15 protein-coding genes and 1 pseudogene are annotated in these 13,999 nt (G+C 72.9%); 6 read left to right on the top strand and 10 right to left on the bottom strand.

Annotation, left to right across the window (positions count from 1 at the left end; translation table 11 throughout):
• Nucleotides 1-4 precede the first annotated feature (4 nt).
• Nucleotides 5-976 (top strand): M56 family metallopeptidase, encoded by a 972-nt coding sequence (locus ACIP8W_RS17430; RefSeq protein ID WP_401948128.1) that lies wholly within the window; start codon nt 5-7, stop codon nt 974-976.
• Between the two features lie 13 nt (nt 977-989).
• Here ACIP8W_RS17430 and ACIP8W_RS17425 read toward each other — a convergent pair whose 3' ends face one another.
• The 4 genes from ACIP8W_RS17425 to dhaK all read right to left on the bottom strand — a co-directional run bounded on the left by ACIP8W_RS17425 (nt 990) and on the right by dhaK (nt 4,824).
• Nucleotides 990-2,456: an FAD-dependent oxidoreductase gene (locus ACIP8W_RS17425; protein ID WP_402203576.1), complete on the bottom strand. Its 1,467-nt coding sequence runs from the start codon at nt 2,454-2,456 to the stop codon at nt 990-992.
• 183 nt (nt 2,457-2,639) lie between these two features.
• Nucleotides 2,640-3,050: a PTS-dependent dihydroxyacetone kinase phosphotransferase subunit DhaM gene (locus tag ACIP8W_RS17420; protein WP_401948133.1), complete on the bottom strand. Its 411-nt coding sequence runs from the start codon at nt 3,048-3,050 to the stop codon at nt 2,640-2,642.
• Nucleotides 3,047-3,760 (bottom strand): dihydroxyacetone kinase subunit DhaL, encoded by a 714-nt coding sequence (gene dhaL / locus ACIP8W_RS17415; protein WP_402203574.1) that lies wholly within the window; start codon nt 3,758-3,760, stop codon nt 3,047-3,049. Before dhaL ends, ACIP8W_RS17420 begins: the two co-directional genes overlap by 4 nt.
• A 71-nt stretch (nt 3,761-3,831) precedes the next feature.
• Nucleotides 3,832-4,824: a dihydroxyacetone kinase subunit DhaK gene (dhaK, locus tag ACIP8W_RS17410; protein ID WP_402203572.1), complete on the bottom strand. Its 993-nt coding sequence runs from the start codon at nt 4,822-4,824 to the stop codon at nt 3,832-3,834.
• Between the two features lie 547 nt (nt 4,825-5,371).
• Between dhaK and ACIP8W_RS17405 the strand changes: the two are divergent.
• Nucleotides 5,372-5,608: pseudogene (locus ACIP8W_RS17405) on the top strand (BON domain-containing protein); the annotation flags it as partial.
• Between the two features lie 70 nt (nt 5,609-5,678).
• On the opposite strand, the gene ACIP8W_RS17400 reads toward ACIP8W_RS17405, so the two are convergent.
• Genes ACIP8W_RS17400 through ACIP8W_RS17390 form a run of 3 tightly spaced genes read right to left on the bottom strand, consistent with a single transcriptional unit; the run spans nt 5,679 to nt 8,293 of the window.
• Nucleotides 5,679-6,419, bottom strand: coding sequence for an FAD:protein FMN transferase (locus tag ACIP8W_RS17400; RefSeq protein ID WP_401948470.1), 741 nt, complete (start codon nt 6,417-6,419; stop codon nt 5,679-5,681).
• Between the two features lie 34 nt (nt 6,420-6,453).
• Entirely contained in the window at nt 6,454-6,906 is a 453-nt protein-coding gene (locus ACIP8W_RS17395) for an FMN-binding protein (RefSeq protein WP_401948140.1), read from the bottom strand.
• Between the two features lie 10 nt (nt 6,907-6,916).
• Entirely contained in the window at nt 6,917-8,293 is a 1,377-nt protein-coding gene (locus tag ACIP8W_RS17390) for a ferric reductase-like transmembrane domain-containing protein (protein ID WP_401948142.1), read from the bottom strand.
• Nucleotides 8,294-8,442: 149 nt separating this feature from the next.
• Between ACIP8W_RS17390 and ACIP8W_RS17385 the strand changes: the two genes are divergently transcribed.
• Entirely contained in the window at nt 8,443-9,177 is a 735-nt protein-coding gene (locus ACIP8W_RS17385) for a response regulator transcription factor (protein ID WP_401948145.1), read from the top strand.
• Nucleotides 9,174-10,613, top strand: coding sequence for a sensor histidine kinase (locus ACIP8W_RS17380; RefSeq protein WP_402203569.1), 1,440 nt, complete (start codon nt 9,174-9,176; stop codon nt 10,611-10,613). Before ACIP8W_RS17385 ends, ACIP8W_RS17380 begins: the two co-directional genes overlap by 4 nt.
• Before the next feature lie 4 nt (nt 10,614-10,617).
• On the opposite strand, the gene ACIP8W_RS17375 is transcribed toward ACIP8W_RS17380, so the two are convergent.
• The gene (locus ACIP8W_RS17375) at nt 10,618-10,830 is read right to left on the bottom strand and encodes a hypothetical protein (protein ID WP_401948149.1); all 213 of its coding nucleotides are present in this window, start codon (nt 10,828-10,830) and stop codon (nt 10,618-10,620) included.
• 232 nt (nt 10,831-11,062) lie between these two features.
• On the opposite strand from ACIP8W_RS17375, the gene ACIP8W_RS17370 reads away from it, so the two are divergent.
• A complete protein-coding gene (locus tag ACIP8W_RS17370) occupies nt 11,063-11,521 on the top strand; it encodes a Crp/Fnr family transcriptional regulator (protein ID WP_402203567.1) in 459 nt (152 codons plus the stop codon).
• Between the two features lie 111 nt (nt 11,522-11,632).
• A complete protein-coding gene (locus tag ACIP8W_RS17365; protein ID WP_401948473.1) occupies nt 11,633-12,349 on the top strand; it encodes a response regulator in 717 nt (238 codons plus the stop codon).
• Nucleotides 12,350-12,435: 86 nt separating this feature from the next.
• Here ACIP8W_RS17365 and ACIP8W_RS17360 read toward each other — a convergent pair whose 3' ends face one another.
• Together ACIP8W_RS17360 and ACIP8W_RS17355 are read right to left on the bottom strand one after the other, a co-directional pair.
• Nucleotides 12,436-13,092 carry a helix-turn-helix domain-containing protein gene (locus ACIP8W_RS17360; protein ID WP_402203565.1) on the bottom strand — a complete coding sequence of 219 codons (657 nt, stop codon included), beginning with the start codon at nt 13,090-13,092 and terminating at the stop codon, nt 12,436-12,438.
• A 13-nt stretch (nt 13,093-13,105) separates the two neighbouring features.
• Nucleotides 13,106-13,987, bottom strand: a complete 882-nt coding sequence (locus ACIP8W_RS17355; RefSeq protein ID WP_401948157.1) for a universal stress protein — start codon at nt 13,985-13,987, stop codon at nt 13,106-13,108.
• Nucleotides 13,988-13,999 lie beyond the last annotated feature (12 nt).

Raw genomic sequence — 13,999 nt, 5'->3', positions numbered from 1 at the left:
GAAAATGGGGGTGTTCGTCTTTCTGCCACTCGTCCTGCCGCTGACCGCGCTGCCCATCGCGCGCCTCGCCGAACTGCATCTCCATCCCCGGATCGCCACCCGTCTGCTGTCGGCGCTCGCCGCCGTCCTGGCCGTGTGCAGCACGCTCTGCCTGGGACTGCTGGTGGTGGTCGGTACGGCGCAACTGGCCGGAAACCCACTGCCCGACGCCTGGTCGGACCCCGAGGTGCGCAAGGCCGTGCCGTACGACGAGATAGCGGGCAAGGTCGCCATGGTGGCCCTCACCGCGGTCGTCATCAGCTGCTCGGCGGCGGCGGCGCGCCACCGCCGGGTCCGCCGCCGGGCGCAGCGCGCCCTGTCCGGGCTGCCCGACGGCGAAGTCGCCGTACTGACCGACGAGTCGCCGTACGCCTACGCCCTGCCCGGCGCCGCACCGGGGGCGGACCGGCGCGACGGCCCCGGCGCGCGCGGCCGGATCGTGGTGTCCACCGCCATGCTCGCCTGCCTCGGGCCCCAGGAGCGCAAGGCGCTGATCGCCCACGAGCGCGCCCATCTCGGCGGCCGCCACCACCGGTTCCTGCTGACGGTACGGCTCGCCGCACGGGCCAACCCGCTGCTGCGCCCGCTGCGGACCGCCGTCGCCTACACCACCGAGCGCTGGGCGGACGAGGAGGCGGCCCGGGTGACGGGGGAGCGCACGGTCGTGGCGCGGGCCATCGGCAAGGCCGCGCTCATCTCCCGGGGCACCCCCACCCCGACGCTGGCCGGGTTCGCCGCCCCCGGCCCGGGGCCGGTCCCACGCCGGGTGGCGGCCCTGCTGGGACCCGCGCCCTCGGCGGTCAGCTGGCCGCCGGTGTTCACCGCCGTGGGCCTGGCCGCCTGGGCCGCCGCCGCCGGGACGCTGGGCTCGGCCCTGTCCTCGGCGAACGCGACGGTCACGCTGTTCCTCGTCCTCAAGGCCGCCACCCCGCTGTGAACGGGGGTACGGCTCAGCCGGCCGCCGGCTCGGGGTTCGCCGGCGGCGCCGACGGTGTCGGACGTACCGGACCGAACAGCACCGCGCGCAGCACCGGTGGCGCGAAGAGCACCGCGGTGGACGAGGTCAGCGCGAGCGCCGCGCGGAACGCGGCGCCGACGACCGGATCGCCGGGCGCGCGCTCCACCACCCGGGCGAGGTACCAGGCACCCGGCCGGTCCACCCACCGCGTCCCGGTCGCGTTGCCCCGGGCCCCCGGCAGTTCGCGGTCGGCCCCCGACGCGATCTTCCACGCCTGCCGCGAGGCATCGAGCAGCGCCCGTTGCACTCGGCGGGTCGTGGGCGTACGGCGAGGATCGGCGAGCGCGTCCCGCAGCGCGAGCGCCCCCAGCGCGGCGACCGACATGCCCTGCCCGTACACCGGGTTGAACGAGCACAGCGCGTCGCCCGCCGCGAGGAAACCGGCCGGACGACGGCCCGGCAGGTCGTACCGCCGCCGCACACTGGCCGTCGCGCGGAACGCGTGGACCGGCGACTCGGGCCGTGCCTTCAGCAGCCAGTCGTGTACGACGGGATGGCCGAGCCCCGCGGCGAACCCGGTGAACCCGTCCTCCTCCGAGGGCGGTTCGTTCCCGCGCAGCCCGGAGAGTGTGACGAGATGACGGCCGTCCTCGACGGGGAGGACGACCGCGCCCCGCACATGGCGGCCGTCCGGGGTGAAGTTGTAGGCGGGGCACTCCGCCCCGTCGGGCCCGTCCGCGCCCCGGAACAGCCGTGTCGCATAGGCGAGCCCCGTGTCGAGCGTCTCCTCGTGCGCCGGGTCCGCGCCGATACCGGCCAGCCAGTCGGGCGCCCGGGAACCGCGGCCCGAGGCGTCCACGACCAGATCGGCCGGAAACGACCGCACCTCGGTCCTGGTGCGTGCCCCGCGCTCACGCACCCGCACCCCCCGGACCCGGGAGGCGTCGCCGAGCAGCCCCACCACCTCCGTGCCCTCCACCACCGTGATCCGGGAATCGGCCAGCACCCGGCGCCTCACCAGCCACTCCAGCGCCGGCCGGGTGCCGGTGAGGAGATGGTGGGTGCTGGCCGTCCGCCGGTAGAAGCGCCCGGACTGCCAGTGCACGAGGTCGCGGGGCATCCCGACCCGTGGCGAGCCCTGCGCGCGCAGCTCGGCGAGGATCCCCGGGAGCAGCTCCTCCAGCGCCCGCGCCCCGCCCTCCAGCAGGACGTGGGTGTGACGGCTCTGCGGGACACCCGCGCGCGGCTCGGGCCCGGCCGGAAGACGGTCGCGCTCGATGATGGTCACCCGGTCCGCGTGGTCGCTCAGGGTCCGGGCCGTCAGCAGGGCGGCGATGCTGCCGCCGATGATCACGACATGGCGCGCCCGGCGTCCTGGGGAGGGGACGGGCGGGTGGCCGTCCGCACCGTCCCCCGCGCCGTCGTGCGTGCCGGGCCGCGCGCCCGCCGAGTCCACCATGCGTACCTCCGGAGCCTGGGGTGAGGCGGCGCGTGCCGCCTCCGTACAGACACCAGTATTCCGGTGGGTGATGGCCGGATCACGACCAGTATGCGCCGTTCTGGAACGCCCGGTCGGTCCGGGAGGTCTCCGCCGTACGGCGACGACCCGGCCGGGGGCCCGCCGTGCGGCGCCCGGACGGCCTCACCCCTTGCGGTACTGGTAAGCCTCCGAGGCCGCCGCCTCCACCGCGTCCAGATCCCCGCCCGCGGAAGCGGTGACCAGCGCGGCCACCGCGCCCTCCAGGAAGGGCGCGTCCACCAGCCGCGTCCGCTCCGGCAGTTCGTCGCCCTCGGCGAGCAGCGCCTTCACCGTCAGTACGGCACTGCCCAGATCCACCAGGACCGCCACGCCCGCACCCCGGTCCACCTCGGCCGCGGCGGCCGAGATCAGCTCCGAGCTGGTGCCGAGACCGCCGTCCGGAGTACCCCCGGCCGCCGCCACCGGCGCGGTCGCCCCGCCGCCCGCCAGCCCCTGGGCCAGCGCGGCGACGGCCGTGGCGACGGGGCCGCTGTGGGACACGAGCACGATGCCGACCGGCGCCCCGACGCTCACGCCGTCGCCCCCGGGGCGCCGGTGGGTCCTGCGGACCTCGTCGCCTCCGCTGCCTCCGCCGCCTCCGCCGCCTCCGCCGCCTCCGCCGTCTCCGCGAGCGCGGTGATCAGCAGCGCGGACGAGGTCGCGCCCGGATCCTGGTGCCCGATGCTCCGCTCGCCCAGATAGCTGGCCCTGCCCTTGCGCGCCTGGAGCGGTACGGTCGCCGCGGCGCCGTCCCGGGCCGCCCGCGCCGCCGCCGCGAACGAGGTCCCGAGCGCCTCGACCGCCGGCTCCAGCGCGTCCAGCATCGTCTTGTCCCCGGCCTTGGCGCCGCCCAGCTGCGCCACCGCGGCCACCCCGGTGCGCAGCGCCCCGGTCAGCTCCGCGGGCGTGACCTCGGCCGCGTCACCGAGCGCCTTTCCCGCACGCCGCAGCAGCGTCCCGTACAACGGCCCCGCCGCGCCGCCCACCGTGGAGATCAGCTGCCGTCCCGCCAGCGTCAGCACGGCGCCGGGCGAGGCCGGTGCCTCCTTCTCCAGTACGGCGATGACGGCCCGGAAGCCGCGCTGGAGGTTGCTGCCGTGGTCGGCGTCCCCGATGGCCGAGTCCAGTTCGGTGAGCCGCTCCGCCTCGCGCTCCACCGCGGCGGCCGTAGCGGTCAGCCAGCCGCGGAAGAAAACGGCGCCGAGTCTCCGGTCGGATACCTGGTCGGCTGTCTGGTCGGTCACGTGATCTCCTCACCCCGTAGTCGTTCCGTGCCGTGTCCCCGTGCTGCCGAGGATCCCACCCACCGGGATGCTCAGCGGCCCCAACGGAGCGCGGCGGTCTCCACCGGCGCGTCCCACAGCCGCAGCAGCTCCTCGTCGACCTGGCAGAGGGTCACCGAGCAGCCCGCCATGTCGAGCGAGGTCACATAGTTGCCGACGAGCGTACGGGCCACCGCGACGCCCCGCTCGCCCAGCACCCGCTGCACCTCGGCGTTGAATCCGTACAGCTCCAGCAGCGGCGTCGCGCCCATCCCGTTGACCAGGGCGATCACCGGACTCGTCGGACGCAGATCCTCCAGGACGGCGTCGACCGCGAAATCGGCGATCTCCCGCGAGGTCATCATCGCGCGCCGCTCACGCCCCGGCTCCCCGTGGATCCCGATGCCCAGCTCCAGTTCCCCCTCGGGCAGATCGAAGGTCGGGCTGCCCTTGGCGGGCGTGGTGACGGCGCTCAGCGCCACCCCGAAACTCCGCGCGCTCTCGTTCACCCGCCGCCCGATCGCCTCCACCCGCTCCAGCGGAGCCCCCTCCTCCGCCGCCGCTCCCGCGATCTTCTCCACGAACAGCGTCGCGCCCGTACCGCGCCGCCCCGCCGTGAACAGACTGTCGGCCACCGCCACATCGTCGTTGACCAGGACTTTCGCGATCTGGATGCCCTCGTCCTCGGCCAGCTCGGCCGCCATGTCGAAGTTCAGGACATCGCCCGTGTAGTTCTTGACGACGAACAGCACCCCGGCCCCGCTGTCCACCGCCGCGGCGGCCCGCACCATCTGATCCGGCACGGGCGACGTGAACACTTCCCCCGGACAGGCGGCGGACAACATCCCCGGCCCCACGAACCCCCCGTGCAACGGCTCGTGCCCGGACCCGCCACCGGAAACCAGCCCCACCTTCCCGGCGACCGGCGCGTCCCTCCGTACCACCACCCGGTTCTCCACATCGACGACCAGCTCGGGATGGGCGAGCGCCATCCCCCGCAGCGCGTCCGCGACAACGGTCTCCGGCACGTTGATCAACATCTTCACGGGTGCCTCCCAGGTAGGCCAGCAACTCTGCCTCTGACAGTGGTTTTGCAGGTCGGATCATGTATAGCCGCTTTGTGATCTTGGCGGTGCCCGGCGGTCCGAAGCGGGTTCCGACGGTACTGATGCTGACTCTCCTGATGCGTTGCCAGCTCCTTGCGAGACGGTCCGGCTCGGCGATCCGCCGCGCAGATCCAGTATCGATCGAACCCGGCCAAGTAGCACGGCATGCGACGTCAGGGCTTGGTCGCGGGGTGAGGTGCCGGCTGGTTCCCAGGGGCCCAGCCAGCCGGGAATTTGTCGATGTAGTTGCATCGCGCATCGGCTACCGGCGAGTGGCCACCCTGTTCGGGGCCGGAGCCGGTCCTGCTGGACGTCGTAACAGATCAGCCCGTCGCATCCGACAGGCGGTCTTGTCGTCCGTCGGCCGTTCGCCTTCCCGGACAGCAAGGCCGTAACTCATACCCGGCGGCTCTCACGCTTCCCTGAACAGGGACTGAGGGGCAGGAGTCCGTGGTCGGGGCGATTCGAGGCCGGCTGTGGGTGGACTGTGCAGGGCCCTCGGCGAGTTGCCCGGCTTGCCGTGCGGTCGTCGGGCTTCAGGGTGTTTCTCCGGTCGGACGAGAATCTCGCGGAAGCGGTACGGCGGGACGTGGTTGAGGAGCTCTTCCGGGTGTCGCGGGAGAACGTGGACGTCTTCGTCACCGACGGTGTGGTCACGCAGAGCGGTACCGTCCAGGACACGGCGCTCGTTCCGGTGGCCGCGCGGCTGGTCAGGGCGGTCGAGGGGGCGTGGACGTTGAATGCGCTCTTGTCGGGCCGCGTGCGACCTCGATGGAGGCGCCCGGCGCGGTGCCTCAGCTCTGATCCGCCGCTGGGGGCGTGGCGCCGGGGAATCCGCTGGTGTGCCAGGTGGTTCCGTTGCGGGCGAGGGCGAAGCCTTCGTAGCCGTCAAGGTTCTCCAGCCAGTCCTGTGCCCGGGTGCCCATGGCGTAGGCGGCGGTCGCGTAGGCGTCGGTCATGGTGAGCCGGGGGCCGGTCAGGGTCAGGGAGGCGGGCCCCACCGCAGGGGTGCCGTGGTGGGGGACGAGGATGTGGGCGCCGCGTTCGGCCGTACCGGAGGTGGCGACGGCGAAGTCGCGGCCGGTCACCACGGTGCTCAGGGCGCCGGGGCGCAGGGGGTCGGCGATGCCGATGCGCCAGGGGGTGCCGGGGGACGGCTCGCCGCGCGCCTGGAGGTCGCCGCCGCCGTTGACGCAGGTGTTGTGGGCGCCGGCCTCGTACAGGATCTGTGAGGCGTGTTCCACGGCCCAGCCCTTGACCAGCCCGGACGGGTCGAGTGTGCCGCTCGCCAGCGGGCTGAACCAGCCGTCGGTGGTGTGTGCGGCGTCGTCGCACAGGGCGAGGACGCCGCGTACCTCCGGGGAGCAGCGGTCGGGGGTCAGTTCGCCGCGTGCGAGGCGACTGATGGTGCTGTCGGGGCGGTAGGTGGAGTAGGTCGCGTTGACGTGGTGGAGCCAGAGCACCGCCTCGCGCAGGGCCCGGTGGATCGCGGGGGTGCGCGGGGCGCGGATATCGAAGGAGAAGACCGTGCCCATCACGTGCTCGACATGGCGCAGGCCGCGCCCCTGGTCAGGCACCGGCCTTGTCCAGTGCGCTCTGGAGGGACTCGATGTAGCCCTGGCTGGTGTAGCTGGCGCCGGAGACGGAGTCGATGTGCGCGCTGTGGGCGGTCAGCGCCTCCTGGGTCAGACGTGGCACCGCGTAGTCGGCGATCCGCCGGCTGTGGCCGTCCCCGGAGGGGACCTGGAGGACCGTGACGGCGGTCAGTTTCCCCGCTCGTACCGTGGCGGATACCTGGACCGCGCCGTACTGGGTGTTCACGGGGTCGCCGGTGTACGTACCCCCGGCCGCGGACGTGCCGCCCTGTGGGGATGTGCTCGGCGCGGGGGAAGCCGCCGTCGTGCCGCTCGGTGCCGGTGCGGGTACCGCTATGGTCTGCCGGTCGCTCTGGTGGGGCTTGAGGGCCAGCAACAGGACGACCAGGGTCGTGGTCGACGCGGCGGTGAGAACGGCTCTGCGCACGGGGTTCTCCTCAGAACTCGAACGACTCGTGGTGGATGTGGCGGCGCCGTAGCCCGGCCCGGTGCAAGGCCCGCTTGGCGGCGTCCGTCATCCCGGGAGGGCCGCACAGATACACCTCGTGCGCGGCGAGGTCCGGCACCAGCGTGTTCAGCGCGCGGGCGGTCAGCGGCAGCGAGTGGGCCGCGGGTTCGCTGACGAAGCAGTGGACGGTGGCGCCGCGCGCGGCGGCTATCGCGTCGAGTTCTCCCCGCAGCGCCAGGTCTTCGGACCGGCGGGCCAGATAGACCAGTGTGACCTCACCGGGCAGGATCTCGAACAGGGCGCGCAGCGGTGTGATCCCGACCCCGCCCGCCAGCAGCAGCACCTTCGGCGCGCGGCGTCGTACCTCGGTGAACGCTCCGTACGGCCCTTCCGCCCACACCCGGGTGCCGGGCTTCAGCCGGGCCAGGGCCGCGCTGTGGTCACCCGACTCTTTCACCGTGATGCGCAGCAGATGCTGACGCGGCGGTGCGGACAGTGAGTACGGGTTGGCGCTCGCCCACATCCCGGGCGCGAGGAAGCGCCAGCGGAAGAATTGTCCGGGCAGCGCGCCCAGTTCGTCGAGCCGGTCTCCGGTGAGATGGACGGAGACGACGCCCGGCGCCTCGGGGACGACCTGGGTGACGCGCAGCCGGTGGCGCAGGTTCTGCCGTACGGGCGCGAGGAAGCGGTACCAGAGGATCAGGGACGCCGCCCCAAGGTAGAGGGCGTACCAGGTGAGTTGGGCGGGGCGGTTGCCCACGAGGTCGGCGCCGTTGCTGAGTTGGTGGGAGAAGGCGAGGAACACCGCGAGGTACGTGGCGAGGTGGAGGTGGTGCCAGGTCTCGTAGCGCAGTCTGCGGCGCGCGGCCCGCGCCGACACGAACGCCGTCCCGAGCAGCAGCAGGGTGGCGGCGGTGGCCTTGAGCATGTCGGGGTAGTGCAGGACGAGCGTGGTCGTCTGGTCCACCACACCGGTGTGCGCGGTGAGGGAGTAGCCCCAGATGATCAGCAGAATGTGGGCAGCGACCAGGGAGATCGTGTACCGGCCGCCCATCGCGTGCCACCGCGCCAGCCGGTCGCTGCCGATGCTGTGATCCAGGAGCGGGACGCGGGCCATCAGCGCCACCAGCACGGCACACGCGTACCCCGCCAGCAGCCCGGTGATCCGCCCCGCGTCCGTCAGCCATCCGGCCGCGCCCACCACCGATGTCGTGTCGCTCCACCACAGACCGAGCACCCCGGCGGCCCCGCCCCAGATCACGCACAGCACCAGCAGCGGTACGAGCGAGCACGGCCGGCCGGACAGTCGTGGTCCCGGACGCGGGGCGCGGTCCGTACCGTGGCGCGCGTGGGTTCCGGTACTCATGGAGCCTCTCTCCGACGTGGTGGACCGCCAGCGTCGCAACGCGACCTCTGAGGACTCTCTGAAGCCGACCGCCCCGGCGCGGATTGAGAGGAAACTCAGAGCGAGCCCTGAGCCGGACCCGTCTCCCGGCGGGGGATGCTGGACACACCATGGACAACCACCACACACCGCCCCGCCTGCTCGGCGGGGACGGCAAGCCCGTACGGATCCTGGTCGTGGACGACGAGCCCGACCTCACCGAGGTCCTCTCCGGTGTCCTGACGGCGGAGGGCTGGCAGGTCCGCACCGCGGGGGACGGCGCGTCCGCCCTCGCCGAGGCCCGTGTCTTCCGTCCGCACGCGGTCGTCCTGGACTGGATGCTGCCGGACACGGACGGCCTGCGCCTGCTGCGTGCGCTGCGCGCGGAACTGGAGAACGTGTGCGTGCTGTTCCTGACCGCCCGGGACTCCGTCGAGGACCGTATCGCGGGCATCACGGCGGGCGGTGACGACTATGTGACCAAGCCGTTCAGTCTGGAGGAGGTGCTGGCCCGGCTGCGTGGCCTGCTGCGTCGCGCGGGCGTGGCACGTGAGCCGGCCGGGGATCTGCTGATGGTCGGCGATCTGATGATGGACGAGGAGGCCAGGGAGGTGACCCGCGGCGGGGATCTCGTCGATCTGTCCCGTACCGAGTTCGAACTGCTCCGGTTCCTGATGCGCAATCCCCGCCGTGTGCTGTCCAAGGCACAGATCCTCGACCGGGTCTGGTCGTACGACTTCGGCGGCCAGGCCCACGTCGTCGAGCTCTACATCAGCTATCTGCGCAAGAAGATCGACGCGGGACGCCCCGCGATGATCCACACCGTGCGTGGTGTGGGCTACGTGCTGAAGCCGGGACCCCGGTGAGACGCCTCCTCCCGAGTACCCTGCGCGGACAGCTGACCACCGGGCTCGTCGCGCTGCTCGCGCTGGCGTGTCTGGCGGTGGGCGTCACCACGGTCGTCGCGCTCGAAGGGTTCCTCGTACGCCGACTCGACCAGCAGCTCTCCGCGTCCGGCGGGCGGTTCGCGGCCAGTCTGGAGCACGAGAGCAGGCCGGACACCGACAACCGGCCCGATACCCGCGGTCAGTCGGAGGGCACGTTCGGAGCGCGGCTGCTGGGCGGCAGCGCCACCCGGGCGGCCGTCGTCAAGGACGAGGCGGACAGCGCGGTGCCGCTCACCTCCGGCGACCGCCGGGCCCTGGCCGCGCTGCCCGTCGACGGGAGAGGGCACACGCTGCGGCTGTCCGCCCTGGGCGCGTACCGGCTCTCCGCCGTCACCGGGGACGACAAGGATGTCCTGATCACCGGCCTGCCGTTGCGTCCCGTCGAGGAGACGGTGCACCGTCTCGAGGGGGTCGAGGCGGCGGTCTTCGGCATCGCGCTCGCCGTCACCGGTACGGTCGCGGCGCTGTGGGTACGGTTCTCGCTGCGCCCGCTGCGCAGGGTCACCGCCACCGCCATGAGCGTCGCCGAACGGCCTCTGGCCGGTGGGGACGTCGCCATGCCAACCCCTGTCGTGGTCACCGACCCGCGGACCGAGGTCGGCCGGGTCGGCACCGCCGTGAACCGCATGATCGGCCACGTCGGCGACGCCCTGGAGCGGCGCCAGGCCAGCGAGGAACGCTTGCGGCACTTCGCCGCCGACGCCAGCCACGAACTGCGCACCCCGGTGGCCAACATCCGCGGTCACGCGGAACTCGCCCTGCGCCACGAAGGGCCCGTACCGCCCGGGGTCCGGCGGGCACTGGACCGTATCCAGGCCGAATCGGAACGCATGAGCCGGCTCGTGGACGACCTGCTCCTACTCGCCCGTATCGACGCGGGCCGCGCCCTCGACCACGGCCCGGTGGATCTCACCCGGCTGGTGCTCGACACGACGGACGACGCCCGAGCGGCGGGCCCCGGTCACCGGTGGCTGCTCGACCTGCCGGAGGACGCGGTGATCGTCGAGGGGGACGAACACCGCCTCCAGCAGGCCATCGGCAACCTCCTCGCCAACGCCCGCTCCCACACACCCGCCGGCACCGAGGTCTCCGTCCGGCTCTCGGCAGACACGGACGCTGTCAGGCTGACGGTGGCGGACAACGGCCCCGGCATCCCCGGGGAACTCCTGCCCGAGGTCTTCGGCCGGTTCGTACGGGCCGACCACGGCCGCTCCCGAACGGGTGGCAGCACCGGACTGGGGCTCGCCATCGTCCACGCGGTGGTGGCCGCCCACAACGGCACGATCCAGGTGGAGAGCGCCCCCGGGCACACCGTGTTCACCCTGACACTCCCGCCACCACGGGCTGACGGGTGACCGTTCAGGTGCCGGGCAGGGCGAGCCGGCGCGTGGTGCCCGGAGCGACGGTGAACTCGCGGTCCGCGAGCATGATGTGGACGGGTGTCCCGGCCGAGTCCGGTACGCCGATCCTGCCCCGCTGTGTGCCGATGCGCAGGTCGACGTTCCAGTGGTCGCGGTAGCGGACCGCGATCCGAACTTCGACGGCTGGGGCAGGGGTGCCGGGTCCAGCCACAGCGCGTTGTCGCGGGTCTCCCGACCGGCAGACCGGGCCGTCCCGCTAGTAGGGCCGTTCGGGGCACCGGGCGGTGCCGTACCGGGGTGGGACGGCCCCGTGTCCCACCCCGGTCGGCCCATGCGGCGCGGCCGCGCGCGGCCGACGCTGGAGGTGCTGTCCTGCCGCAGGGGATGCAGGGGATGCAGGGGATGCAGGGGATGCAGGGGATGCAGGGGATGAGGTGCGCGCCATGACCACGACGAGGTACGTGTTCGACCAGTTGCCCGCCGAAGGACGCGAGAGGCTGCGGCGGCTCGCCACGGTCGTGTCCTTCCCGGACGGCACACGCATCTTCGAGGAGGGCCGCTGGGCCGACCGGTTCTGGATCGTACGCAGCGGCCAGGTGGCGCTCGACCTGCATGTTCCCGGTCGCCACGCGGCTGTGGTCGACACGCTGGGCTCCGGTGATCTGCTCGGCTGGTCCTGGCTTCTGCCGCCGTACGTCTGGCGCCTCGGCGCCGAAGCGGTCCGCCCGGTCGAGGCGCAGGAGTTCGACGCGAGGGTCGTACGGGCCCTGTGCGAGGCGGATCCGGTGTTCGGACGCGCCGTTTACCGGGGCGTCGCCGAGGTCGTGGCCCAGCGGCTGGGGGCGAGCCGTACCCGGCTGCTGGATCTCTACGGACCGCAGGGCAGCGGCCCGGCCCGGTGAAACCCGTCCGGCGTGGTGCCGGGCCCGTTCGGCCCCTGGCACGCCTCCGGGGAGCGGGTCAGGATGGGAATGGGCCGGGTGGACGGCCCCTCGGCAGCGCGGAGGAACGACATGGACGAGGTACGGGAGTTCTCACCGCGGCGGCCGGTACGGGTGTTCCTGGTCGACGACCACGAGGTGGTCCGGCGCGGGGTACAGGATCTGCTCGACGCGGAGCCGGACATCGAGGTGGTGGGCGACGCGGGCTCGACCGACCACGCGCTGGCCCGGGGGCCCGCGCTCCGGCCGGACGTCGCCGTTCTGGACGTACGGCTGCCGGACGGCGATGGGATCACCGTCTGCCGGGAGCTGCGCTCACAGCTGCCCGGTCTGGCCTGTCTGATGCTCACCTCGTTCGACGACGACGACGCGCTTCTCGACGCGATCATGGCGGGCGCGGCCGGATACGTACTGAAGGAGATCAAGGGAGCGGATCTGGTGGCCGCCGTGCGCACGGTCGCGTCCGGCCGGTCCATGCTGGACCCGGCCACGACGACCCGGCTGATGAACAGCCTGCGTGGCGGGGACCCGGAGGAGGGGCGGGAAGCGGCGCCCGAGGTGCTGAGCGGGTTGTCACCGCGGGAGCGGGAGATCCTCGGCCTGATCGGGGAGGGACTGACCAATCGCCAGATCGGCGAGCGCCTCTATCTGTCGGAGAAGACGGTCAAGAACCACATCTCGCGCCTGCTGGCCAAACTCGGAGTGGAGCGGCGCATCCAGGCGGCGGTTCTCGCCACCCGGGCCGTACCGCGCCCCGATGCCCCCGGCCACGGACACGGAGCGCGCTGAGCGCCGGTCCGTACGGCCCGGTACACACCGGTCCGTACGGACGGGGTACACACCGGCCGACGCACGGTCCGGTACGGCGTTCGCGGTCAGTCGGAGGCCGACTCGAACTCGATGCGCCGGCCCGTCATACGGGTGGGGACGATGGACAGCCACAGGCGGCGGTCACCGCCGGCCCAGGGCAGGGCGGGGGCCAGCTGGTCGAGTCCGCGTGCGGCCGCGTCCCCGGTGACGGCACGGGCGACGCCTACGACGTTGATGCTCCAGCCCTGTCGGGAGACCTCGTCGACCTGGTCGACCTCGAACACGACCTCGTGTTCCGCCGCTGAGGCGGCGACGCTGCCCCGGGCCGTCCGGTAGGCCACCGTACCGTCGGCGACCACGTAGTTGAGCGGGATGATCGCGGGCCCGCTCCGTGCCCGGACCGCCAGGCGGCCGATCCCGTACGTGGGCAGCAGCGCGCGGCATTCTTCATGGTTCAGGGACTTGAGTCTCGGTGCGCGCGCGTCCCCGTCGGCGGGGGAAGGTCCGTCCGGTCCGCCGTCTGCCAGCGCACCGACCGTGGTCTCCAGGGTGTGGGCCAGCCGCACCATGAATCCGGCGCTCGGCAGGGCCTGCCCCTCCTCCACGTACCGCAGATAGCCGGGGGTGGATCCGACGAGTTCGGCCACCGCCTCACGGGTGAGCCCCAGGTGCTGACGGCGGGTGGCGATCCGCGTGCCGAGGACGGTTTCCTGGTCGGGCATGGTGGTCACATCCTCATGGTCGGCTCGGGGCCGGGACGACGGCGACCGGGCACGGAGCGTGGTGCAGCATCGCGTGGTTGACGCGTCCGAGCTGGAGGCCGAGGGCTCCGTGCCGCCGTCTGGCACCGACCACGAGCAGATCGGCGTCGGCCGCCTCCTCCAGCAGGGTCTGATGCGTCGTTCCGTGCACGGTTTTTCGGCGCAGCTCCACCTCCGGGTACGTATGGAGGACGACGTCCAGCACCCGGTCCATGTACTCGTCCGCCTGCCGGTGGCAGTTCCTCTCCTGCTCGCCGCCCGGCTGGGGGTAGGGCATGTTCTCGCGGGCCGGGCTGCGCCAGGCGCGTACGGCGAGGAGTTCGCAGCCGCGTGCGCGGGCCGCGCGGAAGGCGAAGTGCGCGGCGACGGTGGACCCGGTGGACTCCCCGACGCCCAGGACCACCCGTCGGAAGGCGCCCCGGCGGTTGGGTTCCTCGCCGCGGGCCACCACGACCGGGCAGCGGGCCCCGGCGGCGACGGCCAGGCCCACGGAGCCCAGGAGCATGCCCGCGACCGTGCCGTGGCCGCGTGGTCCCACCACGAGCAGGGCCGCTTCCCGCCCTTCTGCGAGGAGGGCGGCCACCGGGTCCTCCGGCTGTATGCCGGTGGACACCTTCACGTCCGGGGCGAGCCGGTTCACCCGTTGCTCGGCGGACGCGACAAGGTTCTCGGCGTAGATCTGCTCGGAGGGGCGGTCCGGGGAACGCCGGGGCCATATCCCTTCGTAGTGCTCCCAGAGGGAAGCGTGGACCAGCCGCAACGGCAGGCCGGTACGTTCCGCCTCGGCGGCCGCCCAGTCGACCGCCCACAGGCTGCCTTCCGATCCGTCGATGCCCACGACCACGGGAAGCTCCATCGCGCCCACCGC

This window comes from Streptomyces sp. NPDC088554, from assembly GCF_044752945.1.
GTDB lineage: Bacteria > Actinomycetota > Actinomycetes > Streptomycetales > Streptomycetaceae > Streptomyces.
The sequence above is the reverse complement of the archived record's forward strand: the minus strand, read 5'-3'. Positions and strand labels throughout refer to the sequence as shown.